The sequence below is a fragment of the Massilia sp. W12 genome, assembly GCF_037300705.1.
GTDB lineage: Bacteria > Pseudomonadota > Gammaproteobacteria > Burkholderiales > Burkholderiaceae_D > JACPVY01.
This window is the reverse complement of sequence record NZ_CP147776.1, coordinates 1,326,514-1,350,713: the sequence shown is the minus strand read 5'-3', so window position 1 is coordinate 1,350,713 and position 24,200 is coordinate 1,326,514. Positions and strand designations below refer to the sequence as shown.

Sequence of the window (24,200 nt, the reverse complement as noted above, 5' to 3'; positions counted from 1 at the left end):
CTTTATCCTGGAAAGTCTATGCAACTTGTCTCAGAAACACTCTTCAGCATCTCAAGTTCAAGTTCTTACAACCACAGCCCTGTGATTTCTTCCAACGGGAAATACGCTGCTTTTCATCTTTCGCTGCCCGTGAATAATGGCAGAGAGGATTTAATTTTAAAAGACTTGCAAACAGGCGTCACACGTCTGATACAAACACAAAACTATCCGGATAATGCTTATTTTTCATCCGATGGCAGTAAGTTATTTTATACAACTCAAAGCTATATTCTGGACAAGGGCATGGCTTATACATTGCACATGGCCGACGTGAAAGATGGCGTCTCAAAAGAAGTGTACAAGTCCGGTGGACATAATGATTTCGTCTGGGGCAGTTACGTTCCAAGCAGTGACGGGCGTTTTATTGCAATTAATGTCATCAGCAATGACTTTGTATCAAATGATCATAATGGCAAAAAGGATGTCTATATCAGAGACCTGCAAAACAACAGTTGGAAACTGGTCTCACAAACAGCCAATGGCGTGGTTGGCAATGACAATTCAGATCTGGTGGCGTTGAGCGCGGATGGCCGAACCGTCGTTTTCTCAACTTCAGCCGGGAATTTATTACCGGATAGCACGCCAAACAGCAATGTTCAGCTGAAAGAACCACGTTTGTTAGTGAAAAATATGGACACTGGCAAAATTCAATATGCTGACACCGATAGCAACGGGAAAATATATTCAGCTTCATTTGCCCAACTCAGTGCGGATGGCAGTAAAGTATTTTTTATCAGCAGCGAAATCAATAACAATATTGAAACAAAGAAAATTGTACAAAAAGACTTAACCAGCGGCGCCATCAAACCGGTTTTTACATACAATGACGGCGTTAAATCAAAAAATATCGGATTTTTGGATATGTCTGCAGATGGCCGTTATGTCTTATTGGGGGAAGGTGACGGTTTTGAAGGGCAAAGCCGCGTTTCTGAACAGGTCTTTATCAAAGACACTGTTACAGGCGATTTACATCCGCTCACCCCTTATGCTGCAAAAAGCCGCGTGGCCTATACCGTATCCGGCATGAGTGACGATGGCACTAAGATTTTCCTGCGAAATTATGGCAAGACGATGTACGGTTCCGGTCTGAGCAACCCAAATGAAATTGACTCAGGCGTCAGCAATATGGAATTGATCTCCATCAATGGCGGAATCAATACTGATACAAGAAACAACCTCAACGATATGGGCAACAGTGCTGTATTGTCCGGTGGCCGGGGTGACGATCATTACTGGATTGATTCCAGCGGCACCCGTCTGCAGGAAAATGCGGACGCCGGCACTGACAGCGCCTTCTCTGCTCTGTTGGATTTCACCCTGCCGGATCATGTTGAAAACCTGGTGCTGGTCAAGAGCAGTAAAACTCCTGCCGGGATTCAAACCGGACGCGGCAATGCACAGAATAATCTGATCACCGGTGGCAAAAGTGATGACCGCTTATATGGCGGTGACGGCAATGACACATTTTATGTTACCGATGGCAATGATTTTGTGGATGGCGGCAATGGCTTTGACATGATCAAAGTTGGCAGTTTCAATGGGAAAGCCACAAAAATTGAGGACCAATACAAAATCAGCACAAGCATTTCTTCCTCAATCACATTCGCAAATGTGGAAAGAATCGAAGGTAGTTATACCGGTTTATTCTTCAAAGGCGACGTCCATGCTGAACAGGCTTATCGTATTTACCAGGCCGCATTCAACCGCGCACCAGATAAGAGCGGTTTGGGTTTTTGGATCAAGCAATTCGATAATGGCGGCATAAGCGTAGCCCAGGTTGCGCAAGGTTTCATCCAGTCAGCCGAATTCAAATCGTTGTATGGCGCTGCGCCCAGCAATGCCCAATTGGTGGACAAATTTTATCAAAACGTATTGCATCGCGCCCCGGATGCCGACGGACGCGCTTTCTGGCAGGACATTCTGGATCAGAAGAAGGGCACTGCGGCGGATGTGCTGGCGGCATTTTCTGAAAGTCCTGAAAACACGGCAGCCCTGGTCGGCGTATTACAAGCCGGGGTGACTTATGATGTTTTCAGTGCTTGAACGGCTGACGCAGTGACTTACACTGCGTCAGTGCAATCAATCTCAAGACCCCAGCAAAAAATTCCCCTTGATATCCAATTCCGGGGCGGCGGCCCCGGTTTCGTCTTTCAATTCCACTCCGCTCAAGCCGATTCGGCGCGCTTCTTGCAAGAGATAATGCGCTTTCTGCGCCGCCGTTGCAAAATCCAGCCCGCCGGGGCGGATATTCGAGATGCAGTTGCGCATTGCATCGTGCATGCCGGGGCGCGGCTGCCAGCTTAAATACAGGCCCATGCTGTCGGGCGAACTCAATCCGGGACGCTCGCCGATCAAGACCAACACGCAGCGCGCTTGCAGCAAGTGGCCGATTTCATCGCCGATCGCCACCCTGCCCTGCTGCACAATCGACAACGGAGCCAGTCGCCAGTCCGTCCCCAACAAAGGCAACAGGGCTTGCAAAAACGGTGCGGCCTGCTGCCGCAAGGCCAAGGCGGAAAGACCATCGGCCAAGACCAGGGCCAGATCTGCGCCGGCAGGCGGCAAGGCTTGCAACTGGCTGCGCGAGGCCGGCGCCAGCTGGCGGCCATAGTCCGGCCTTTGCAAATATTCCTGGCGCGTGCGGGCGCGACTGTGCAATTGCAGGCAGGGCACATCCGGCGCGCCGGCTGTGCGCAACACAGCCTGCACATCGCGCGCCAATTCCTCTGCCGCCAAGGGTAAATGCACAGCGTCGCGGGCGCAGGCATGCGCGGCTTGAAACGCCAGATGGGCCCGGGTCGGCAAGCTGGTTCCGGCGCGCCCCAGGGCGATGCGGGCGGCGGTAAAGCGGCGCAAACCCTGCCAGGGGTTGTCCTGTACAGTGTTTTGCTGATGTTCTGTTTGTTCCTGTGCCGGCAGTTTGTCCATTGCCGCCTCCCTTAGCCTATACGCTGTACAACTTGCGCCAGCGGCGCGCTCAGCTCCTGGCGCAAACGACCCGCCTCATCCATGATGCGCATGGACTGCAACCAGGCTTCAAACTCAGGCGCGGCGCGCAAGCCCAACACTTTGCGCGCATACAGCGCGTCGTGAAATGAGGTGGTTTGATAGTTCAACATGATGTCATCCGCACCCGGCACGCCCATAATGAAATTGCAGCCGGCCGCGCCCAGCACGGTCAGCAAAATATCCATATCGTTCTGGTCGGCTTCGGCATGGTTGGTGTAGCAGATATCGCAGCCCATCGGCAGGCCAAGCAGCTTGCCGCAGAAATGATCTTCCAATCCGGCGCGCATGATCTGTTTGCCATCATACAAATATTCCGGGCCGATGAAACCGACCACCGAATTCACCAGCAAGGGCGAAAACTCACGCGCCACCGCATACGCGCGCGCTTCGCAGCTTTGCTGATCGATCCCATGATGCGCGCCGGCGGACAGGCTGCTGCCCTGCCCGGTTTCAAAATACATCACATTCTGTCCCACTGTGCCGCGCCGTAAAGACTGGGCGGCGGCGTGCGCTTCGCGCAAGATCGCCAGATCAATGCCAAAACTGGCGTTGGTGGCTTGTGTCCCGCCAATCGATTGAAACACCAGATCGACCGGCGCGCCGCGCGCCATGGCGGCCAGGGTGTTGGTGACATGGGTCAGCACGCAAGACTGGGTCGGAATCTGATAGCGCGCGATCACCGCGTCCAGCATCTGCAGCAAGCGCATGACTTGCGGCAGGTTGTCGCTGGCGGGATTGATGCCGATCACGGCGTCGCCGCTGCCATACAGCAAGCCATCCAGCATGGAGGCGGCAATCCCGCTGGCGTCATCGGTCGGGTGATTCGGTTGCAAGCGCGTCGCCATGCGCCCGGATAAGCCCAGCGTATTGCGAAAACGGCTGACCACTTCGCATTTGCGCGCGACCAGAATCAAATCCTGATTGCGCATGATTTTGCATACCGCCGCCGCCATTTCCGGCGTCAAGGCCGGGGCCAGCCGGCGCAGACGCGGCGTGTCGGCAATCTCGCTTAAAAGCCAGTTGCGGAATTCACCCACGCTCAATGCCGCAATCTCCGCAAAACCGGCGGCCTCATGTGCGCGCGCATGTTGCGCCAAAATCAGGCGGCTGACTTCATCCTGTTCCGGCGCAATCAAATATTCCTGCAAAAACAGGGACAGGGGCTGTTCGGCCAGGCAAAGTTGCGCCGCCACTCTTTCCTGATCGCTCAGGGCGGCCACGCCGGCTAAGCAATCGCCTGCGCGCAAGGGACTGGCCTTGGCCATCAGTTCGCGCAGATCGGCAAATTGCCAGACCTGCGCCCCGAGTTGTTGTTTGAAACGGCTCATGCACGGCTCCCGGCTTACACTTGCATACCCTGCGCCGCGCGCGCTTGCATCGCTTCGCGCGCCTTCGCGGTGAGCAGGAAATAAATATAACCGAGCGCCAGCAAGGCGGCGAACAGGCCCGCCAACAGCGGGTTGTAATAAATCATGGTAGCCATGCACAAGAGCGCGGCGCACAGCGCGAACAAGGGCAGCCAGGGATAGCCGGGCGCAGCAAAGGGACGCTCCATTTGCGGCGCGCTGCGGCGCAATTGGAATAGTGAGAGCATGCTGATGATGTACATCAAAATTGCGCCGAATACGGACATGGTGACGATGTTGGCGGTTAAGCTCTGGCCGCCGAATTTGATGAATTCATCGCTGAAAATCGCCGCAATGCCAAACACGCCGCCCGCTAAAATCGCCAGGTAAGGGGTTTGAAAGCGCGGATGGATGCGCGCTAACACCGGCGGCAAATAGCCTTCCCGCGCCAGTGCGAAAATCTGCCGCGAATAGCCCAGAATGATGCCGTGGAAAGATGCGATCAAGCCAAACAGGCCAAGCCAGATCAGCATATGCAGCCAGCCGCTGTTTTGGCCGACAATGGTTTTCATGGCTTGCGGCAGCGGGTCATTGATATTCGACAGCGCGCGCCAGTCGCCCACGCCGCCGGCAAACAGCATCACGCCAAGGGCCAGCACGACCAGGGTCAAAATTCCGCCGGCGTAGGCGATGGGAATTGAGCGGCGCGGATTTTTTGCCTCTTCCGCCGCCATCGCCACCCCTTCAATCGCTAAGAAAAACCAGATGGCGAAGGGAATTGCGGCAAACATGCCGGGTACGGCATGCCAGCCAAAATGATCTTGCCCGGCCCAGCCGCCTTTGACGAAATTGGACAGTGCAAAACCGGGCGCCACCACGCCCATGAACACCAGCAATTCAAAAATCGCCAGCAGGGTGACAATCAGCTCAAAGCTGGCGGCGATCTGCACGCCGACAATATTCAAACTCATAAACACCAGATAGGCGCCGAGCGCGGCCATTTTCGGGTCGATTTGCGGGAATTGCACATTCAGATACGCCCCGATGGCCAGGGAAATCGCGGGCGGCGCAAATACAAATTCAATCAGCGTGGCCGCGCCGGCCAGATAGCCGACATGCGGGCCGAAAGCCCGTTTGGCGTAGGCAAAGGGGCCGCCGGCATGCGGTATCGCGGTGGTCAGTTCGGTGAAGCTGAAAATGAAGGCGGTGTACATCAAGGCGACAAAGATGGCGCTGACGGCAAAGCCCAGAGTGCCGGCAGAGGCCCAGCCATAGCTCCAGCCAAAATATTCGCCGGAAATCACTAAACCAACCGCAATCCCCCAAAGCTGCCAGGTGGATAGACTTTGCTTGAGCGTGGTTTGCACGATGCCTCCTATTGGTTTTGTGAGGAAATTGATGGGGCGCCACGGATTCAGCGCTTGCGGCAAATGGCCGGCAGCAGTAACAGGCATGGACCAAAACGCGCATCTTAGCCTGGGATCGGCTCAAGCTCCAGTGCTTGCAATTGAAGTGTGGTATTTGTGAAAAAGATCGCAAAAGATATCTCGCCCATGCTCACAAGACTGCTCTGGCTGTGCCAGGCGCTGGCATGGCGGTGGCTGCGTCCTGCCTCAAACTCTCGCCGTGACAACACTATTTGCACACATTTTTTAAAAACCATCAAACAAGACATGTTTACAATAAATTTAAAGTTTTATAATTCCTACTTTTAATATAATTTCATTTTGCTTTCACTCTCCATATCCTATACTTGCAGCACTCACCATCAGGAAACATGGTGCGGTCCATAAAAAATGCATGCCATCACCCTCGCCAGTGTGGTGATGCGCCGGAATAATCCGGCTTTATATTTTCGTGCTGTTTTGAGCTTGATCAGTCTGAATCAGTCGGCTGGCAGACCTCTGCTCAAGGCGTATGAAATTATTCCTTGTCATCTAAATGGTGAAACGCCATTCAGAGTACGATTATTTCTTAGCCGAACGCATTTGAACAAAGCTGGCGCAGCGAAGGAATGTCACGCAATTCCATGCGCCTGTTTTTCAACAGCAGTGGAGATTATCATGATCAATCGTGAATTAAGCATTCCTCAACCGATTCCACCACGTCAATTCAGTCAACCGCAAATCAGCTTGTTTGATGCGCAAGTGGATACCATGGTCAGGGTGCGGCGTGCGCGTAATTCTTTTCAAGTCAGTGGCGCCGGATTAACTGTTGCCGTCCTTGATACCGGCCTGCGCACCACACATGTGGATTTTCAAGGAAAAGTGCGGGCGCAAAAAAATTTCACCTCAGACAATAATGGCAACAGTGATGACGTCACTGATGGCAATGGTCATGGCACAAATGTGGGTGGCATTATTGTTGCGAAAGGGATTCACAATGGCATTGCGCCGGGGGCTAATATTGCGCCGCTTAAAGTGTTGGCCAATGAAGGCGGCGGTTCATTTGCCATGATAGATGCAGCGCTGCAATGGGTGCTGGACAATCATCACACACACAATATCAGCGTAGTCAGCATGTCGCTTGGGTCATCATCCAATGACATCAGTGACGATGATCTGCGCAATGAAGACACATGCAAACTGATTCAAAAATTATCCGGCTTGCATATTCCAGTTGTGGTCGCTGCTGGAAATGATTATTTTGAATTCAAAGCACAGGGTATGTCCTATCCGGCCATTTTGCGCGAAACCATCAGCGTGGGTGCGGTGTACGACGCGAATGAAGGTCCGTTTGAATATAACGACGGCGCTATCGCATTTTCATCGCGCGCCGATCAAATCACGCCGTTCTCACAGCGCTTGCATCAGGATGTGGACGCCACCCGCCGCACCGATATTTTTGCGCCTGGCGCGCCGGTGACCTCCTCGGGCATTGCATCCGACCGTGGCGAATCAGTGCAGCAAGGCACCAGTCAGGCAACGCCGGTGGTCAGCGGCGTGATTCTGCTGCTGCAAGAATTCTTCCTGCGCAACACCGGGCGGCTGCCGTCAGTACCGGACATCATCGACTGCCTGCGCAATGGCGGCAAGATCCTGGTGGATGGGGATGATGAAAATGATAACGTGCCGCACACCGGCAAAAAGTTTCTGCGTCTGGACGCTTTAAGCAGTTTGGAAATTGCCCGACGAAAGCTGCAGCGCAGTTTATTACATCAGGGCAGCGCTTTGCGCTAAGCGGCGCAAAACCATTATGCGCGTTTTTCTGCAAAACATACTAAACCAATGGAGGCTCAAGATGGCAAAATGGCCAAAACAAAGCATGGTGGACAGTTTTTATGGCAATCCACGCGGCGAGAATGGTGAAGTTGATCCTGACTGGCTTTCAGATAACATCATCCGTATCGCACCACCTTGGAAAATTATCACCGCTTGGGATTTTAAGCCGGTTAAATCAATCAAGGTTCATAAGAAATGCGCAGACAGTCTGCAGAAAGTTTTTTCAATTATCTGGAACAATGCCGGCATGCAGCAAGATAAAATCAATGAATGGGGTATGAGTTTATATGCTGGCGCCTTCAATTTCAGAATGATGCGCAATGGAACACGGCTTTCCATGCATAGCTGGGGATGTGCGATTGATTTTGACTCAGCCCGTAATTCTTTCGGAGATAAGACCCCGAATTTTGCTCTGATTCCACAGGTTTTAGAAGCGTTTGCGAGTGAAGAGTGGACCTGGGGCGGTAATTGGCGCACACCGGATGGCATGCATTGGCAAGCTGCCAATATATAAGACTGCTGCCTGGCAATGACAATCCGATAAATGCTAAAGTGTGTACCCAAGATTGAGGCGTATCCTCTGCATGCAGTCGCGCTACAGGACGAAACTTATTCTTGTGATGCCGGGAATATTGTTTCATTCTGCAGCGCGGCATTTTGATTTCAATTGCCCTGAAGCTGGAAACGCCTCGCCGGTCAATTATGCAAAACCGCAATCCGGCGGCAATTACCGCCGATCAACTGCTTAGGGAAACGCTGAAAAAATCACTTTTCCCGTTCTCAAAGTGAATAGTTCAACCGACTTTTAAAGCATCAATCCGGTACTGTTCATTAACCCAGTGTTGCAGTTGGTGCTTGAATTCGCCCTTTGAATAAATTTAGTAAAATCGCACTGGATTGATTATCCTAAAACAATAGCCCTCCAATTCTTGCTCTTCAATATATTCCTTCATATCTTTCAATGCCCTTTCAGGATTTTTTGTAAAGAAAAATAGGCTTTCACCATGATTTCCCATCATCGGAAATATATTAAATACCCCCTTCGTGTCCATCTCGACTTGTCCCATATCTTCTGAATAGTCAAAATCAACTTCTCCAAAATTAATGCATGACTGCTTTATTACCATATTAACATCCCGTTTACTAATCTCACCTGTGCAATAAAAAATTTTAAGCATCCATCCTTTAAATAATGAACGAAAAAAATCTCCACATTCATTTTCACTTGTCTTTGAAAGAACTGAAATATCCAAGAAGTCAATTACCCCATCACCCTTATTCTTTAATCCAATTATTTTATTCTTATTAAACTCATGAAACTTCATAGCACCAGCAGCACCACGAAATCGGAGCGTGTCAAGGTAGTTGTCGCAAAAAATCGATTAAGCAACCATGCGCTGGTCCAGCTTTGATGGCGGATTAAGCCAGACCTCATTGGGCGCCAGCCAGGGCCGTGTATGACGCTTCCAGCGCAGCGGATGGCGTTGCCGGGCTTCGGCATAAACGTCGCGTCGGCGCTCCAGGATCGCATTGGCGGCGCCCGTATGGCGCTGCTCCGGCGTCACATAGGCCAAGGCGCTGTGCAAATGGGTGCAGTTGTACCAAGTCACAAATTGCAGTGTCCAATCCCGAGCCTGCGCGATGCTCTCAAAGCCTTTGGCTGGATAGCTGGGCGCATATTTACAGGTGCGGAACCACGCTTCGATATGGGCATTGTCATCGGAGACGCCAGGCCGGCTATGCGAGGAGCCGATGCCCAGCATTTCCAACTTGCTCTTGAGCGTGTGCGAAGTTTGCGCAGCACCGTTATCGGCATGCAGCACCAATGGCGTGCAGCGGCGCTGTTCACGCCAGCAGGCGCGCTCAATCAGTAAAGCAGCTTCCTCACCATTTTCCCGCTCGTGGACTTCCCATGCGACCAGTTTGCGGCTGTAAATATCGAGCACGGCATACAGATAAAAATACTGGCCGCGCACCCGGCTGGGCAGGTACGTCACGTCCCAGCTCCAGACCTGGTTGGGGCCATGGGCGACATGGCGCACCGGCTCGCTGGCCACAGGAGCCTTGCTGCGACCCCGGTGATGCTGCTGGTCGGCGCTTCTCAGCACACGATAGAACGACGATTCCGATGCCACATACGCTCCCTCGTCGGCCAGCCGCGGCACGATCTGCGCTGGCGGCAAATCGGCAAAGCGCGGTTCATGACACAGTTGCAGGATGCGCTGACGTTCTTCATCAGACAGTTTGTGCGCAGGCGCTGGCCGCTCTGCCTCCGGTCGGCCGTCAGGACGAATTTCACCGTCACAACGCCAACGTTCCAAGGTGCGCACGCTTAGACCGAGTTCGGCGCATGCCAATGCTAAACGCGCACCAGCCTTCCGGGCCTGCAGAATATCGGCGATCATTTCAAGGCGCTGGGGCAACGCAGTCATGCGTCCTCGCCGTCGATCCCCAGCGCCTCGTACTTTCGGGACAGAACCAGCAAGGCCGCTGTTTCCGCCAGCGCTTTTTCTTTACGCCGCAAATCCTTTTCCAGCTCCTTGATGCGCTTTTTGTCTTTGGCCCGGGCTGCAGCATCGGCTTGACTGCTCTGGCTGCTAAGCGCAGCGTGCATTTCTGTGCGCCAGCGCTCCAGTTGCGCTACCAGCAAGCCTTTACGGCGGCAATACTCAGCCAGCTCTGCTTCGTTCAGCGGCGCCGCTTCCAGTACTGCAGCAAATTTGTCCGCAGCACGCCATTGCTCGGGGTTTTGTCCGTCGCCAGGCACAACACGACCGGCTTCACGGGCCTGCTTCCGCCACAGGTAAAGCGTAGCCTCTGGCACGCCGCTTATCTCAGCGACCTCGGCCACAGACTTGTTTTGTGGTGCGCTCATCAGCTTGAGCACATGTTCTTTCTTCTCTTGTGTGTATTTCATTATCGTCTGTTCCATCGCCCCCGGGATGGATTAGAACTCCAAATCACTGGAGGCGACAACTATTTTGACACGGGGGGGAAATGAAATTATTTTATTCTCACCACCTTTATATCTTTTATAAAATGCGCACAAAAAATCTCCTTGACCAAAGTTGCGAAACTCCTTATATAAATCAGCTTGCTCAAAATCGTTAAATTTCAAAATAGCTTTATCACATAAAACTATTTTATACATAAAATTTGAGAAATCCATTCCTTTTTCGTAATTAATTTCAAGCATATTATAACCTTCCACTGTATTTATTCGTATTTCTAGGCATGCCTTCGGCATACGAAAGATGCTCACCATTTTTATCGTGATAATGTGGGTGCTCAAACGTGACGCATGGCGTGTGTTTATTTGCCGGAAAGATGTGTCCATCTGGATGCAAACCTATTTCTCCCACTTCAACTGGTCCGCCAGATTTCCCCCCCCTTGCATGATTTTCTCAACTCGCAATGACTTATCACCTTTTCTTGCAGTAGGATCAATCTCAATTTTTGATCTGTATGATTGAGAAGTCGGAATATTTTGTGCTCTCATTGCAGCTCTTCTTGCCGCACGTACTGACTTAAAGGTGACATCACCTTCGGTTTGCGCACGTCGGACAGGACAACAGTCATCACATGACGATAACCCCAACGGATCAACCCACCCCTCCGGATTCGGCCCATATTGGTAAAGATTCTCCCCACCCAATAACCCAATCGGATCCTGCGAAACAAACCTTCCCACTTCCGGGTCGTAATACCGATAGCGGTTGTAATGCAAGCCGCTTTCCGCGTCGAAATATTGCCCCTGGAAGCGCAAAAGCTGGCTGGCGTGTTTGTCCTGGATGTCGTGCAGCTTGCCCCAGCTCAGGCGGCGTGCTGACCATTGTGCGATGCCATCTTCGTCCAGCAGCTCCAGCGGGACGCCGATGTGGTCACAGTGGTAGTAGAGTTGTGCGTCTTGCGCCGCCAGGCGCGCCGCGCGTTCTTCTCTGATCACCTGGATTTGGTGGCGCCACCATTCTTCCAGCGCGTGTTGCATGCTGTAGCAGCAACTATCATAGCAATTCTTTGCATGCGCTGCCTAGCTGATACGAGCAGCGAATTTCACCTGTTGTTTCCGGGATACTGTTCGCAGCATCGGTACAAAACTCTCCGCTTTTTGCAGATAAGAGATACATTCAACCTATCTCGATGCCAAGAATAATTAAAAATTTTTAATATCATCAATGGATAATTGATATTAGTCAATCCTCAAATCAAGACAGTACCTAACAAACCGAATATATTAAAATCATTTCATCCACACCTTCCTTTGCAGCTCCCATGTCATCCAATCATAATAGTAACTAATACCAGGGCCATTTCGCCACACACCTTGTTTAGGCACTTCAAATCCATACCCATCTAACCATTCTGTTTTTGGAACAAAAGCTATCTCACAAAAAAAATCTATCGGGTATTTCCAAATCATAACCGTATAGTTCTCAATTTTAGCTTTTTTGCCACAATCAATTAAAAAATTGTCGTATCCTTTTTCAATGATATTTTTAAGAAAAATCCCATCCTCGCCATTTACAACATCAAGTTCACCATTAATAACTTCAAGAATATCTCTCCCATCATATTCTTTTCGCATATCCCAATAAGAATCAAATCTTCTCACATCAAAAACCATGTACAACTCCATTATCTAAGACAAAAAATTTACCACTTGGCGTCCCCAAATATGATCTATGTTTTGAAAATCTTTCACATGCATCCATGTGAATTTTCCTATCTGATCTAGAAAAATTATCACTATCCCAATCATCATTATTAGGATCACCAGTTCTCACCGTCTTGCCATTTAACCCTTTCACTGAATAATCCCCATGCGTATGATAATCACCTACTACTTGCGCCCCTTTAGGCACATATTTAAATGCACTCTTCGGTGAGAAAGTACGCCCTGTACCTTGTATAGGATTCGTTGCAAAATACTTATTTCCATTTTTGTAAATAAGTCCTCCATATTCCTTATTTTTTGCAATCGACTTTGCATTAGCCTGAATCAATGCTTCCCGAGCGGCATCATCAGCGCAACGGTGGCCAGCCAATCCCAGCGGATCAATCCACGAAACAGGATTAGCCGCATAGCGATAAATATTGCTATCTCCTTGCAACCCAATCGGATCCTGCGAAACAAACCTTCCCACTTCCGGGTCGTAATACCGATAGCGGTTGTAATGCAAACCGCTTTCCGCGTCGAAATATTGCCCCTGGAAGCGCAAAGGCTGGCTGGCGTGTTTGTCCTGGATGTCGTGCAGCTTGCCCCAGCTCAGGCGGCGCGCTGACCATTGTGCGATGCCGTCTTCGTCCAACAGCTCCAGCGGGGCGCCGATGTGGTCGCAGTGGTAGTAGAGTTGTGCGTCTTGCGCCGCCAGGCGCGCCGCGCGTTCTTCTCTGATCGCCTGGATTTGGTGGTGCCGCCATTCTTCCCGCGCGTGTTGCAGGGCCTGGCAATGGCTGTCACAGGCTTGCGCTTGCGCCAGCTGGTCGCGTGCGCTGGCCCAGCCTGGCGCCGGCGGCAGATACACTGCGCTGGCGGCGAATTCTTCCTGTTCGTGCCGGCTCACTGTGCGCGCCATCGGCACGAAACTGTCCGCTTCGTACAGATAGGTGGTGCATTCCCCCTGTCCCGCCAGCAGGGGACGGGTGGCGTGCGGGCTTGGCAGGTCGGCGCTGTCGTAATCTCTGGCGCTGTGCCGGGCGCTATGGTTGGCGCTGTGCATGGCCGGCTGCCCCGGCAGGTGCTGGGTGAAGCGGATTTCCTGCTGCAATACGTCGCCATCCCAGACAAAGTAATACAGTTCCGCCCCTTCTTCCTGCAGCCGGCCTTGCGCGTCGTGGCGCGCGCTGTGTACGTATTTGGCGATGCGGCGCTGGAAGGCGTCATACACATAATGCGCGCGGTAGCGCCGTCCGGCGTAGCTGCGCTGCATGCTGCTTAAACATTGCTGTGCGTCCCATGCATATTCGCTCTGATCTTCCAGGCTGCCATGCTGCAGGCTGCGTTTGATCATATTGCCCTGTTTGTCGTAGGCGTAACGGCAGCCGCCCCATTGTTGCAGCAGATTGTGGGTCAGCCGGCCCAGGCCGGGCAGCGCGCTGATTTGCGCTGCGTTTGTCCCGGTGTTTGTCCCGGTGTTTGTCCCAGTGTTTGGCCCGGTGTTTGTCCCGGTGTTTGGCCCGGTGTTTGGCGCGGCGTTAGGCTGATTGGCGCTGTCTTCTTGCAGTAAATTGCCTGCCGGGTCGAAGGCGAAGCGTTCGGTGTGGCATTCCATCTCGTTCACATCTCAATCACAAAAACCTCTCCATGGAATAAGTAATCTACAATCATCATCTAAAAAACCATTTTCATCATCACCTAAACCAGTAAGATTTTTGCAAATAATACCATTAACACCCCGCCTCTCTGACAAAATTGAGGCTATGAAAAAATTTGTTTCTCGGAAGATTTTCCTCTGAAACTCAAGCCAACAAATGTAAGCCGCATCTGAATCAATACCCCCATTGGGATGAACTAGCCCATCCAGCTCATCAAAATATTCTATCAAAAGCAAAGGAAGACTATCAACCTTCTCCTCAATCCAATCTCGTTTCCTCATTTTTAAATTTGAAAACAGAAAAATACGCCGCCCAAAAGTCTCCTCATTTTTGACCAGTAAATCAATAACTCGCTGTTTTCTGATATTGATTTCAACAACATCTATAAGAAAAACTCTCGAACCTCTGGAGATCGTCAGCCTATTGACACATGCCTTTATTAAGTCAGAATATCCCAAATTGCCGACTGCCCCCTTTTTCTCTTGAATAAGAGTTAAAGGAGTATCAAACCATTGTGAGATTACGATTAATAAAGAAGGATATCCCTCCATTTCGAGTCTATCAAGCAAGGAGCAATACTTATTTTCACCAGTAATGACGGAATATCTCGAAATCCCCAAGTAACTAAGCAATTCTTCAAAAAAAAGAGTTTTCATTTTTCCTCTGAATCATAGCAATGATGTGTTCCTGATTTCCCATGATAATGAGATGATGTTCCAAATAAACCCTAAAATGCTCACCAGGCAAGATCATTCCAATCTCCATAATTTTTTTAGCCTTACTCACACTTGTATAATGACGCATCCGAACCAACTCACCACAGCCATCTTTAGAATCTAATGATCCTGAAGTTGATTCTTTTCCTTTTTTCTTGGCCAACCCTAATGGATCAATCCATTGCACAGGATGCTGTATTGATACAAATTAATCCCGCCATCTAACCCAATCGGATTCTTCGAAACAAACCTTCCCACTTCCGGGTCGAAATACCGATAGCGGTTGTAATGCAAGCCGCTTTCCGCGTCTAAATATTACCATCAAAAACGCAAAAGCTGGCTGGCGTGTTTGTCCTGGATGTCGTGCAGCTTGCCCCAGCTCAGGCGGCGTGCTGACCATTGTGCGATGCCATCTTCGTCCAGCAGCTCCAGCGGGACGCCGATGTGGTCGCAGTGGTAGTAGAGTTGTGCGTCTTGCGCCGCCAGGCGCGCCGCACGTTCTTCTCTGATCGCCTGGATTTGGTGGCTCCGCCATTCTTCCCTTGGCCCAAGCCACTGTCGTTTTGCCAAGGGGGACAGGGCTACTCAGGGATATCGAGCAGTTTGATTTTGCGGGCGTGGCGTTTTGCATCATGTTTTGTATTTTGCACAACCAAATAGAGCAATGTTTCTCACTTATTTTTAAGATTTCTCGCGTCTCTCAATATCTGCTCATCTACATTTAATTCTTGGGTAAGATATAAGACCACATCCTCAAAATTACAAAACACCCCGTTGTAGTTAAGAATATAAAAATCCGGTACATCACAAAATTCTTCCTTGAATTTGTAGCAGTTCACCTGAAATTTTCCATTGTTTTTTAAAAAAGAAATATACAACTCAAATGTAATTTGCTCGTTATTCTGAAAAATATCAGTGAAGTATTTTAAAATCTTTCCTGCCCTTATATTTTTCTCCAAATTTTCAATACTCAGTTCATTCATTATCCCCCCCTGGATTTGCACGCATTATTAATGTAAATCGTCACTCTTTGTCCTTTCTCATTGTCATACATATTTATGTGTGCAGTATGCTTGCATGGATGTTCATCCTCTAAAGTTTCATGCCAAAATAAAACTTTTCCACCAGATCTAAATTTATAATCATTATGGAATACCGGCACCCCAGCTGTTTTCCTTAATTTTTTGAAATTCATTTTATCTCGATCAGTTTTAGTCTCTGGCTTGTCACCTGCCCCAGGTGACTTTAATGCATTAGGGAAAGCACCAAAAAAACAGCATCCACATCTTGGAAGTTACACACAGCAATATCGATGCTGGATTTAATTTCCTGGATTTTTTTTGCCAACTGAGAAGGTGTTAACCTATTCAACCCCAACGGATCAACCCACTCCTCCGCATTCGGCCCACATTGGTAAAGATTCTCCCAACCCAATAACCCAATCGGATCCTGCGAAACAAACCTTCCCGCTTCTGGGTCGCAATACCGATAGCGGTTGTAATGCAAGCCGCTTTCCGCGTCGAAATATTACCATCAAAAACGCAATGGCTGGCTGTCGTGTTTGTCCTGGATGTCGTGCAGCTTGCCCAGTCAGGCGCGCTGACCAGTGAGACGCATGATCTTCGACCAATTCCAAACTATCAAATCAATGCCTTACTTTCAAGTTTCACCCTAACTTCTTCCCACATACTAATGTATTGATTAAAATCGATTAGACATTCATTAATACTACGACTATCGTAGTCTCTCCAAATCAATCTACCACTTTCAGTGTCCCTAGAATAAATAATATAAGCAATCTCTCCGTCAAACGTTTCCACAGTCATTGGAAGCGCATTTAGAGTTATTGCTATTTCCTTGGTAAAAATTACTGATCCACATGAAAACTCTTCATCCTCCCATTGCGCTGAATACAATCCTTCTATCACCTTATTGGCTGGAAGAGAACTTGTCATATTCTGATATATTTCAGAATAGTCCATCTGCTTTTTTATTGTTTCCAGAAAAAAATTCACCGAAGCCAACATCAATCTACAGAGCACAGAACTTTCAATTTCGCCAATCTTCCACTTAGCGTCGGAAAGCAACAATTGCATTCTGCAGCATGCCGAATTCCATTCAACCCCAGTCTCTATATGAAAATCAAAATTAACATTTTCCATAATTAGCACTCCGTAGGCACTGCTTTTCCATCTTTATAAATACTCTACAGCCTTTTCTTAACTTCTGGCGGCACAACAATTCCACGTCCCTGTACAGAGTCCCCATTCCAATGCATCTTCCCATCATTGCTATTTCCGAAGCGATGTATCACCCCTTTATTGTCAATGGAATACCAATCCACACCATTACTATCTGGGATAGCATGTTTAGCTAATTTCTTATGGTGACATGGCAATAGTGCAGTTTTCCCAATACCACCGCCTCTAAATTTTCCAGATGAAGGATCGTGATGGCCTGGATTTTCATATTTTTGTTTTTTACCATGGAAATAGTTTGCACTCTTCCTAGCCACCCCCAACGGATCAACCCAACCCTCCGCATTCGGCCCATATTGGTAAAGATTCTCCCCACCCAATAACCCAATCGAATCCTGCGAAAAAAACCTTCCCACTTCCGGGTCGTAATACCGATAGCGGTTGTAATACAAGCCGCTTTCCGCGTCGAAATATTGCCCCCCTGGAAACGCAAAGGCTGGTTGGCGTGTTTAGCCTGGTTCTTTCAAGTTTCTTGTATTAAAAATGAATATCCACCCGCATCAATCCTGAAAGCATTATCGTAAAACCATATTATATATGTATTTTTCCCCTTTTTTTTAGACAGAGTTGGCAACAACTCATCAAAGCAAGAGTTCGAGTACTTGCTATAAGAATACTCTCCATCATCATAATCCATACTTTCAAAATAATGAACAGAATTAAATCGAACGGCTAGTTCATGTCGTTGAGGGGCTGCTTTTTCTGGCTGCACAGCAACATTAAATCTCAATGTCAAACTCCTAATTCTAGGCTCAAACAATACCTCTTTCAAAGTATATGCCTCTCTAGTCCGTGCCACTCCAAATGGTGTGTTTATATTAAGACATTTTATTTCGGACATGCTGATTTACCTCCATTCGTTGTTGAAAATCGTTTAATATGAGCAAACCGTTCAATCTCGTCTCTTGTTGCCCACCTCGTATTTACCTTGACTTTTGCCATTTTTGCCGCATACAATCGCCTATTATCCAATGAGAAAATCATATTTGGTTTAGCACCACCTTCTATCAGCTTCTTCTGTACATCATTTGATAAATCTTTAAATCGTATCAGCCTAATTGGCTCAATTTCTTTTGCAAAGCCTGGCTCTGCTTTTAATTGATATATTAAGCTATTGACGCAATCTGAATCATCCGAAAAATTACGCCCAATGCTATTTTGACTATATCTAATAGTCTTAGCGCTTCTTAACTTTGACAGGCCCCATGGATCAATCCAATCAATCGGATTTTCCGCATATTGGTAAAGATTCTCCCCACCCAATAACCCAATCGGATCCTGCGAAACAAACCTTCCCACTTCCGGGTCGTAATAACGATAGCGGTTGTAATGCAAACCGCTTTCCGCATCGAAATATTGCCCCTGGAAGCGCAAAGGCTGGCTGGCGTGTTTGTCCTGGATGTCGTGCAGCTTGCCCCAGCTCAGGCGGCGCGCTGACCATTGTGCGATGCCGTCTTCGTCCAACAGCTCCAGCGGGGCGCCGATGTGGTCGCAGTGGTAGTAGAGTTGTGCGTCTTGCGCCGCCAGGCGCGCCGCGCGTTCTTCTCTGATCGCCTGGATTTGGTGGTGCCGCCATTCTTCCCGCGCGTGTTGCAGGGCCTGGCAATGGCTGTCACAGGCTTGCGCTTGCGCCAGCTGATCGCGTGCGCTGGCCCAGCCTGGCGCCGGCGGCAGATACACTGCGCTGGCGGCGAATTCCTCCTGTTCGTGCCGGCTCACTGTGCGCGCCATCGGCACGAAACTGTCCGCTTCGTACAGATAGGTGGTGCATTCCCCCTGTCCCGCCGGCAGGGGACGGGTGGCGTGCGGGCTTGGCAGGTCGGCGCTGTCGTAATCTCTGGCGCTGTGCCGGCCGCTATGGTTGGCGCTGTGCATGGCCGGCTGTCCCGGCAGGTGCTGGGTGAAGCGGATTTCCTGCTGCAGTACGTCGCCATCCCAGACAAAGTAATACAGTTCCGCCCCTTCTTCCTGCAGCCGGCCTTGCGCGTCGTGGCGCGCGCTGTGTACGTATTTGGCGATGCGGCGCTGGAAGGCGTCATACACATAATGCGCGCGGTAGCGCCGTCCGGCGTAGCTGCGCTGCATGCTGCTTAAACATTGCTGTGCGTCCCATGCATATTCGCTCTGATCTTCCAGGCTGCCATGCTGCAGGCTGCGTTTGATCATATTGCCCTGTTTGTCGTAGGCGTAACGGCAGCCGCCCCATTGTTGCAGCAGATTGTGGGTCAGCCGGCCCAGGCCGGGCGGCGCGCTGATTTGCGCTGCGTTTGGCCCGGTGTTTGTCCCGGTGTTTGGCGCTGCGTTGGGCTGATTGGCGCTGCCTTCTTGCAGTAAATTGCCTGCCGGGTCGAAGGCGAAGCGTTCGGTGTGGCCGCTTTGCGTGGCTTGCAGCAATTGGCCCAGCGGGTCGTAGCGGTATTCTTGCAAACCGCGCCGGCTGTCTGTGATGCGCTGCAGGTGGCCGGCGCGGTCGTATTCATAGCTGCGGCTTTGCTGGCTATGTGCGCTGTACAGTGCGAAGCGGGACAGGCGCGATTGTGCGTCGTAGTGTTTTTCCAGTTCAATGCCACGGCTGTTTTGCTGTGCGCCACGGCGGTAGCCGATGTTGCGCCGCACTTCCCGGTGCAGCGCGTCGCGCTCGATGTGGGCGATTTCCTGTCCCTGCCACAGGGCGCCGTGCCAGTGTCCGGAACCATAGCGCAGCCAGTCCAGCCGCCGCCCGTTTGGCAGCACGCTGGCGGTGCGGTTGCCTAAGGCGTCGTATTCGTGGCGCGTCAGCAGCGCGATGCTGTGCGGCAGTTCGTCATGGTCTTGGCTGGCTGCGCTGGCGGCGGCGGCTGCGCTGGCGTGCTGGTTAGCGTGCTGATTGTTTTGCTGATTGTTTTGCTGATTATTTTGCGCTGCCGCTTGCGCATGCAGGGTTTGCATCGCGCTGCGGATCTCTGTTGGCAGGCGCAGCAGCTGCCGCTCTTCCAGCAGGCGTCCGAGCGCGTCATAACGCATGCGCATGCTGGCGTGCCGGTTTTCCACGGCGGTGAGCCGTCCCAGCGCATCCCAATCAAAGCGCACCGTGTCATCCGCGCTGTTGCGCGCTAAGATGCGGCCCAGCGCATCGCGCACATAGTGCGTTTGCGCGCCGGCGCTGGCGCTGCTTTGCAGCCGGCCCGCCGCGTCGTATTGGTATTCTGTCACTTTAGCGTCAAAGCCGGTTTCGCGGATCAGCCAGCCTTGCCGGTTGTAGGCAAAGCTGCAGCGCTCGCCGTTGGCGTTTTCCAGCATGCTCAAACGCCCCATGGCGTCATAGCCGTAACGCATGCGCTGCCCCAGCGCATCAATCCGCTCAACCGGCAATTGCAGATTGTTGTAGCGATAGCGCGTTTGCGCTCCGCCTGTGTCAGTGTGACAGATTAAATTGTCAGCCGCGTCCCATTCCAGGGTTTCGCTCAGTCCATCGGGGTACATCACTTGCAGCAGGCGGCCCAGCGCATCGTAGCGGTAATTGGTGCTCTGTCCCATGGCATCGGTCTGGCGCAGCAAATTGCCGCTGCGGTCGTAGCTGTATTCCGTGCTGCGTTGCGAGCAATCGGTATGCCGTATCAGCCGCCCGGCGGCATCGTATTGCAGACGGGTCTGGCCGCCGCGCGCGTCTTGCACGCCGTTTAAGCGTCCTTGTGCATCCCAGGCATAGGCGGTGCAGTGTCCCAGTGCGTCAATGTGGCGCAGCAGTTGCCCGCCTGCGTCCCACTCCATGCGGGTCTCGCCGCCCAGCGCATCCTGGATGCGGATGGGCCGATTGCCGGCGTCATACTCAATGCGGGTGCGCGCGCCGCAGGCGTCGATTTGTTCAATCAAATTGCCATGCGCATCGTAGCTGTATTGTTCGGTATGTCCGTTGGCGTCGCTTTCGCTCAAGAGCCAGCCTTCGCGGCTCCAGCGCCGTTTGCCAAGTTGCACCGGGCGTTCCGGTTCATCTTGCATGCCGGGCTGCCATGCCTGGTAGGCTGTCACCAGCCAGGCGTCATTAAAATAGTACAGATGGCGACTGCCGTCGGCCTCTGTCACTTCGGTGCTGTCTTCATCCAGATAGCGGATCTGCACCCGCTCCGCGCCGTCCTCCGCACCGCTGACGATGGCGCGCGCTTGCTGGCTGCTGCTTAAGCGGATCGGCGCATGGGCTGCGCACTCGGCTTGCCATGCGGCGCATTGTTCCGGCGTCATACTGCTCAAGTCGCGCCGCCAGCTGGCGCGCAAGGCCTCCAGGCTGATCCATTCCAGCGTGAAGCCATGTCCCAGATAATCGGTGTAGCGCTGCAGCAGGTGCAGGCGGTAGGCATACTCGCGGCGCGCATCCAGGGCATTGCGTTGCGCCGTCAGATTTAAGCGTGGCGGCAGTTGCAGGAAGGCCGGATGCGGCAAGCCCTGGTTTGCCAAGGCGGGGGCGTGTTGCGCTACTTGCTCCTCGCCGCCGGGCCAGCTGTCGGCTAGCGGCGCGAAGCCTGGCGGCGGCGCGGCGCAGGCCCAGTCTTCTGTCCCATATTCATAGCGCGCCATACATTGCGCTGCGCCATCCTCGAAGAGTTGCCAGACTTCGCCGATCACTGGTTGGCTGTGCGGGCTGTGTTGCGCCGCGCTCTGGCTGCGCACCGCGCGCAATACCGTGCCGTCGTCGCCCTGCACTTCGAGCATCGCCGCGCCGGGGGCGGCGGCGAAGTCGCGCAGCACACGATAGCCCTGGCCATTGGCGGCTTGATGCCGGTTTAAGTGATAGCTGCGCACCGCCAATGGCGCGCCGGGACGCAGCATGGCGTTGACGCCATCATGCCCGTGCGGCAGCCAGCCATCCGGGCCGCGTGTGAAGCGGTCCTGGCTGCCGTCCTGCCAATGCAGGATGCATTCTGTCTCGCTGCTGCGCTCCAAGGTAAAACCTTCGCCGGGGACAGCATGGCGCTCGCCAACTGCGATGCGCGGCAGACGCAGCGCGCGCCCGCTGGCGTCGTGATACACGATGCCGCGCCGCGAGATCGACAGGCTGGCGCTGTAGGGTAAAGACCAGCGTGCGCCCAGCACGCCCCAGTCTTGCGCTGCGCTGCCGGAGCGGTAGCAGCGCGTCCATTCCAGTCCCAGGCTGCCGCGCGTGACGAAATCGGTCTGATACAGAATTTCTTCACCGGTGCCAAAGTGTACCGGGCGGCGTGATTTGACCGGGCGCGGATTGGCGCCGCCAGTGGCGCAATTCTTAGGACACTCGTCCTTGGGCTTGTCTTGCTTGGGTTTTTTACCCGGTTTGATTTTGCCGCCATCGCGTCCGCTGCGGTTGGCTGGCGGGTCTTTGGCCGGCGGTTTGGGTGGCTTGGCGGGCGGTTTGGGGGCCGGCGCGCCGGGCTTGGGCGCTTTCGCTGCGCCCTTGGGCAAGAGTTTGCCGGCCAGGCCGCGCAGCTTGGCGATGGGTAAGAGTTGCAATGCATTGCTGCCGATTTGTTTGGCGCTGGCCACTAAATCCGGGGTTTTGCCGTTGAGGATGAAGTTGGCTGCGTCGTCCAGCAAGGTGGCGCCGGAATCGACCACGGCCCCGGTTCCGCCTACGCCGGCGGCCACTACGCCGCCGGCGGCGGCCCCGCCTTCCATCACCACCGCCACCGGCGCGCCAATCCCGGTGGCGCCGACGCCCAAGCCGGCTACGCCCAGCGCCGCGCTGCCGACGCCGATTTTACCGCCGGTGTCCATGGCATCCTGGCCAAAGGCGTGAAAGGCTTGCGATTTGCCGTTTTGCCACTCGCGCGCCAGCGGTTGCAAGCTGATGCGCACGTTTTCTGCTTTCTGGTGAATGCTTTGCAAAATACTGGCGCCTTGATCCAGCAAGGCGTTGCTGCTGGCTTTCACCTTTTGATTCACTTGTTTGGACAAGTCTTGCAGCTTTTGCGTGACTTTTTGTTCGGTCTGTTTAAAGCCTTGTTGAAATTTAACCGTCCAGTCGGCCTGGGTCGGCTTGGCCGGCTGTGCGCCGCGCTCCTGAATCTGTCCCACTGTGTTGCGGTCATTCATCCACACCATGTGGCCAACTTCGATGGTCTTGGTGTTGTTTGCGCCATAGCTGCTGGAAAAGCGCAGGCTCTCCACCCGTTTGCCCACGGTATTGCTCTTGACGCCCTTGGCCACCCCGGGTTCGTCCCCGGTGACGGTGGGAATCACGCTTGTATTGTGCAAAAACACCGGCTCGCTGTGCGTTTTAAGGGTTTTGCTGGGCTTGCTGGTTTGTTTGAATTCGCCCTTGATGGTGTAAGGCAAGGGTGGCGTGGCGGGGCCGACCGGCGTTTTACAAAAATCCGGCACTAAGCTCACGCAAAAGAAGCGGCTGGATTGGGTGACGGTTTCTTTAGCCATGGCGCGGCTCCAGCGGGGGGCGGCGCAACCCCAAGCCGCCCGGCGCCATCTGGATGGCCTGGCGGGTAGCGGCAATGAGCTGCGCTTGGCAGCGATGGGTGAGCATGGAAGACGGCATGGCGACAGGCGAATCAGTTTGCCCGCACTTTAGCATATTGCGCCCGCCCGGCCATGACGCAATTGCATCCACCGCTCAAGCGCCATGCGCACGGCGCGGCTTTTGTAATCCGTATTTTTTAAAGAATTTGGCGTACATTTCCAAAGGCATGCCAGGGTAATAACCGCGTTGACGCGCGACATGAATCAGCTGATGGCGGGTTTCCACATTGAATTTGCGATAAATACCGGTCAGAACATTTTTGGTGCGCCCGGTGGACAGATTGAGTTTCTTAGCAATTTCAAGGTTTTCCATATTTTCGTTGAGCAAGAGCAAATCCAAAATACCGCGTTCGCGCTCGCTCAATTCCGGCACAAGTTCGCCCATGTGGCGCACCGTAGATAAGACCTGATCCGGCGAAAACACATATTGCTGCGCCAGCACTTGTTGCAAGGCGGCGCGCCATTCTGCCGGCTGGGTGGACGGCGGTAAATAGCCGTGCGCGCCCATAATGATGGCGTCGGCCAGGGTGTGCGAATACAAGGAATAGCCAAACAGCACGGTCGGGGTTTTATAGCTGACACATTGGCGCAAAGTAATGCCGAAGTGCTGCCCGCCGCGCCATTGGGTATCGAGCAAAACCAGCGCATGATCGCCCTGCTTTAGGCCTTCGGCCAGTGTGGCATGGGGCGGCAAGGCTTTGAGAACATATTCCGGCCCCAGCATGACGCTCAAACCTTGGGCCACAGCAGCATAATCGCTCAGCAATAATAATGTATGCATGATTTCTCCTATTGAGATGAAGGTCACCCTTACCA

At 52.3% G+C, this 24,200-nt stretch carries 21 protein-coding genes and 2 pseudogenes; 3 read left to right on the top strand and 20 right to left on the bottom strand.

Features of this window, described 5'->3' with window-relative positions:
• Positions 1–18 precede the first annotated feature (18 nt).
• The gene (locus V8J88_RS05570) at positions 19–2,082 is read left to right on the top strand and encodes a DUF4214 domain-containing protein (protein WP_338848310.1); all 2,064 of its coding nucleotides are present in this window, start codon (positions 19–21) and stop codon (positions 2,080–2,082) included.
• 42 nt (positions 2,083–2,124) lie between these two features.
• On the opposite strand, the gene eutC is transcribed toward V8J88_RS05570, so the two are convergent.
• Genes eutC through eat form a run of 3 tightly spaced genes read right to left on the bottom strand, consistent with a single transcriptional unit; the run spans position 2,125 to position 5,761 of the window.
• A complete protein-coding gene (gene eutC / locus V8J88_RS05565) occupies positions 2,125–2,967 on the bottom strand; it encodes an ethanolamine ammonia-lyase subunit EutC (RefSeq protein WP_338848309.1) in 843 nt (280 codons plus the stop codon).
• 11 nt (positions 2,968–2,978) lie between these two features.
• Positions 2,979–4,376, bottom strand: a complete 1,398-nt coding sequence (locus tag V8J88_RS05560; RefSeq protein ID WP_338848308.1) for an ethanolamine ammonia-lyase subunit EutB — start codon at positions 4,374–4,376, stop codon at positions 2,979–2,981.
• A gap of 14 nt (positions 4,377–4,390) precedes the next feature.
• On the bottom strand, positions 4,391–5,761 hold the full coding sequence (gene eat / locus V8J88_RS05555; RefSeq protein ID WP_338848307.1) for an ethanolamine permease: 1,371 nt from the start codon (positions 5,759–5,761) through the stop codon (positions 4,391–4,393).
• 696 nt (positions 5,762–6,457) lie between these two features.
• Between eat and V8J88_RS05550 the strand changes: the two genes are divergently transcribed.
• Both V8J88_RS05550 and V8J88_RS05545 read left to right on the top strand, forming a co-directional pair.
• On the top strand, positions 6,458–7,573 hold the full coding sequence (locus V8J88_RS05550) for a S8 family serine peptidase (protein WP_338848305.1): 1,116 nt from the start codon (positions 6,458–6,460) through the stop codon (positions 7,571–7,573).
• A 61-nt stretch (positions 7,574–7,634) separates the two neighbouring features.
• Positions 7,635–8,129, top strand: coding sequence for a M15 family metallopeptidase (locus V8J88_RS05545; protein WP_338848304.1), 495 nt, complete (start codon positions 7,635–7,637; stop codon positions 8,127–8,129).
• Positions 8,130–8,493: 364 nt separating this feature from the next.
• Here the strand turns inward: V8J88_RS05545 and V8J88_RS05540 are convergent, their stop codons facing one another.
• The 17 genes and pseudogenes from V8J88_RS05540 to V8J88_RS05460 form a co-directional block, all read right to left on the bottom strand.
• The gene (locus V8J88_RS05540; protein WP_338848303.1) at positions 8,494–8,940 is read right to left on the bottom strand and encodes a hypothetical protein; all 447 of its coding nucleotides are present in this window, start codon (positions 8,938–8,940) and stop codon (positions 8,494–8,496) included.
• A gap of 57 nt (positions 8,941–8,997) precedes the next feature.
• Positions 8,998–10,535: pseudogene (locus V8J88_RS05535) on the bottom strand (IS3 family transposase).
• A gap of 27 nt (positions 10,536–10,562) precedes the next feature.
• A complete protein-coding gene (locus tag V8J88_RS05530; RefSeq protein WP_338848302.1) occupies positions 10,563–10,811 on the bottom strand; it encodes a hypothetical protein in 249 nt (82 codons plus the stop codon).
• Positions 10,812–10,964: 153 nt separating this feature from the next.
• Positions 10,965–11,603 (bottom strand): RHS repeat-associated core domain-containing protein, encoded by a 639-nt coding sequence (locus V8J88_RS05525; RefSeq protein ID WP_338848301.1) that lies wholly within the window; start codon positions 11,601–11,603, stop codon positions 10,965–10,967.
• Between the two features lie 252 nt (positions 11,604–11,855).
• Positions 11,856–12,239, bottom strand: coding sequence for a hypothetical protein (locus tag V8J88_RS05520; protein WP_338848300.1), 384 nt, complete (start codon positions 12,237–12,239; stop codon positions 11,856–11,858).
• Positions 12,229–13,887, bottom strand: coding sequence for an RHS repeat-associated core domain-containing protein (locus V8J88_RS05515; RefSeq protein WP_338848299.1), 1,659 nt, complete (start codon positions 13,885–13,887; stop codon positions 12,229–12,231). Before V8J88_RS05515 ends, V8J88_RS05520 begins: the two co-directional genes overlap by 11 nt.
• 12 nt (positions 13,888–13,899) lie before the next feature.
• A complete protein-coding gene (locus V8J88_RS05510; protein ID WP_338848297.1) occupies positions 13,900–14,586 on the bottom strand; it encodes a hypothetical protein in 687 nt (228 codons plus the stop codon).
• Positions 14,567–14,833 (bottom strand): hypothetical protein, encoded by a 267-nt coding sequence (locus V8J88_RS05505; RefSeq protein WP_338848295.1) that lies wholly within the window; start codon positions 14,831–14,833, stop codon positions 14,567–14,569. The genes V8J88_RS05510 and V8J88_RS05505 overlap by 20 nt, the downstream gene beginning before the upstream one ends.
• The gene (locus tag V8J88_RS05500; protein ID WP_338849838.1) at positions 14,812–14,904 is read right to left on the bottom strand and encodes a hypothetical protein; all 93 of its coding nucleotides are present in this window, start codon (positions 14,902–14,904) and stop codon (positions 14,812–14,814) included. Before V8J88_RS05500 ends, V8J88_RS05505 begins: the two co-directional genes overlap by 22 nt.
• A gap of 63 nt (positions 14,905–14,967) precedes the next feature.
• A complete protein-coding gene (locus tag V8J88_RS05495) occupies positions 14,968–15,216 on the bottom strand; it encodes an RHS domain-containing protein (protein ID WP_338848293.1) in 249 nt (82 codons plus the stop codon).
• 101 nt (positions 15,217–15,317) lie between these two features.
• On the bottom strand, positions 15,318–15,629 hold the full coding sequence (locus tag V8J88_RS05490) for a hypothetical protein (protein WP_338848292.1): 312 nt from the start codon (positions 15,627–15,629) through the stop codon (positions 15,318–15,320).
• A 262-nt stretch (positions 15,630–15,891) separates the two neighbouring features.
• A pseudogene (locus tag V8J88_RS05485) lies at positions 15,892–16,161 on the bottom strand (RHS repeat-associated core domain-containing protein); the annotation flags it as partial.
• Between the two features lie 125 nt (positions 16,162–16,286).
• Positions 16,287–16,808, bottom strand: coding sequence for a hypothetical protein (locus V8J88_RS05480; RefSeq protein ID WP_338848290.1), 522 nt, complete (start codon positions 16,806–16,808; stop codon positions 16,287–16,289).
• A 44-nt stretch (positions 16,809–16,852) separates the two neighbouring features.
• Positions 16,853–17,296, bottom strand: a complete 444-nt coding sequence (locus V8J88_RS05475) for an RHS repeat-associated core domain-containing protein (RefSeq protein WP_338848289.1) — start codon at positions 17,294–17,296, stop codon at positions 16,853–16,855.
• A gap of 71 nt (positions 17,297–17,367) precedes the next feature.
• Positions 17,368–17,745, bottom strand: coding sequence for a hypothetical protein (locus V8J88_RS05470; RefSeq protein WP_338848288.1), 378 nt, complete (start codon positions 17,743–17,745; stop codon positions 17,368–17,370).
• A complete protein-coding gene (locus V8J88_RS05465; protein ID WP_338848287.1) occupies positions 17,733–23,285 on the bottom strand; it encodes an RHS repeat-associated core domain-containing protein in 5,553 nt (1,850 codons plus the stop codon). The genes V8J88_RS05470 and V8J88_RS05465 overlap by 13 nt, the downstream gene beginning before the upstream one ends.
• A gap of 193 nt (positions 23,286–23,478) precedes the next feature.
• The gene (locus V8J88_RS05460; RefSeq protein ID WP_338848276.1) at positions 23,479–24,165 is read right to left on the bottom strand and encodes a LuxR C-terminal-related transcriptional regulator; all 687 of its coding nucleotides are present in this window, start codon (positions 24,163–24,165) and stop codon (positions 23,479–23,481) included.
• Positions 24,166–24,200 lie beyond the last annotated feature (35 nt).

Bases quoted from the DNA above. Each gene is read 5' to 3' on its own strand.
- V8J88_RS05570 (WP_338848310.1), top strand. From the start codon at position 19: ATGCAACTTGTCTCAGAAACACTCTTCAGCATCTCAAGTTCAAGTTCT.
- eutC (WP_338848309.1), bottom strand. From the start codon at position 2,967: ATGGACAAACTGCCGGCACAGGAACAAACAGAACATCAGCAAAACACT.
- V8J88_RS05560 (WP_338848308.1), bottom strand. From the start codon at position 4,376: ATGAGCCGTTTCAAACAACAACTCGGGGCGCAGGTCTGGCAATTTGCC.
- V8J88_RS05550 (WP_338848305.1), top strand. From the start codon at position 6,458: ATGATCAATCGTGAATTAAGCATTCCTCAACCGATTCCACCACGTCAA.
- V8J88_RS05545 (WP_338848304.1), top strand. From the start codon at position 7,635: ATGGCAAAATGGCCAAAACAAAGCATGGTGGACAGTTTTTATGGCAAT.
- V8J88_RS05540 (WP_338848303.1), bottom strand. From the start codon at position 8,940: ATGAAGTTTCATGAGTTTAATAAGAATAAAATAATTGGATTAAAGAAT.
- V8J88_RS05530 (WP_338848302.1), bottom strand. From the start codon at position 10,811: ATGCTTGAAATTAATTACGAAAAAGGAATGGATTTCTCAAATTTTATG.
- V8J88_RS05525 (WP_338848301.1), bottom strand. From the start codon at position 11,603: ATGCAACACGCGCTGGAAGAATGGTGGCGCCACCAAATCCAGGTGATC.
- V8J88_RS05520 (WP_338848300.1), bottom strand. From the start codon at position 12,239: ATGGTTTTTGATGTGAGAAGATTTGATTCTTATTGGGATATGCGAAAA.
- V8J88_RS05515 (WP_338848299.1), bottom strand. From the start codon at position 13,887: ATGGAATGCCACACCGAACGCTTCGCCTTCGACCCGGCAGGCAATTTA.
- V8J88_RS05510 (WP_338848297.1), bottom strand. From the start codon at position 14,586: ATGAAAACTCTTTTTTTTGAAGAATTGCTTAGTTACTTGGGGATTTCG.
- V8J88_RS05490 (WP_338848292.1), bottom strand. From the start codon at position 15,629: ATGAATGAACTGAGTATTGAAAATTTGGAGAAAAATATAAGGGCAGGA.
- V8J88_RS05480 (WP_338848290.1), bottom strand. From the start codon at position 16,808: ATGGAAAATGTTAATTTTGATTTTCATATAGAGACTGGGGTTGAATGG.
- V8J88_RS05470 (WP_338848288.1), bottom strand. From the start codon at position 17,745: ATGTCCGAAATAAAATGTCTTAATATAAACACACCATTTGGAGTGGCA.
- V8J88_RS05465 (WP_338848287.1), bottom strand. From the start codon at position 23,285: ATGGCTAAAGAAACCGTCACCCAATCCAGCCGCTTCTTTTGCGTGAGC.
- V8J88_RS05460 (WP_338848276.1), bottom strand. From the start codon at position 24,165: ATGCATACATTATTATTGCTGAGCGATTATGCTGCTGTGGCCCAAGGT.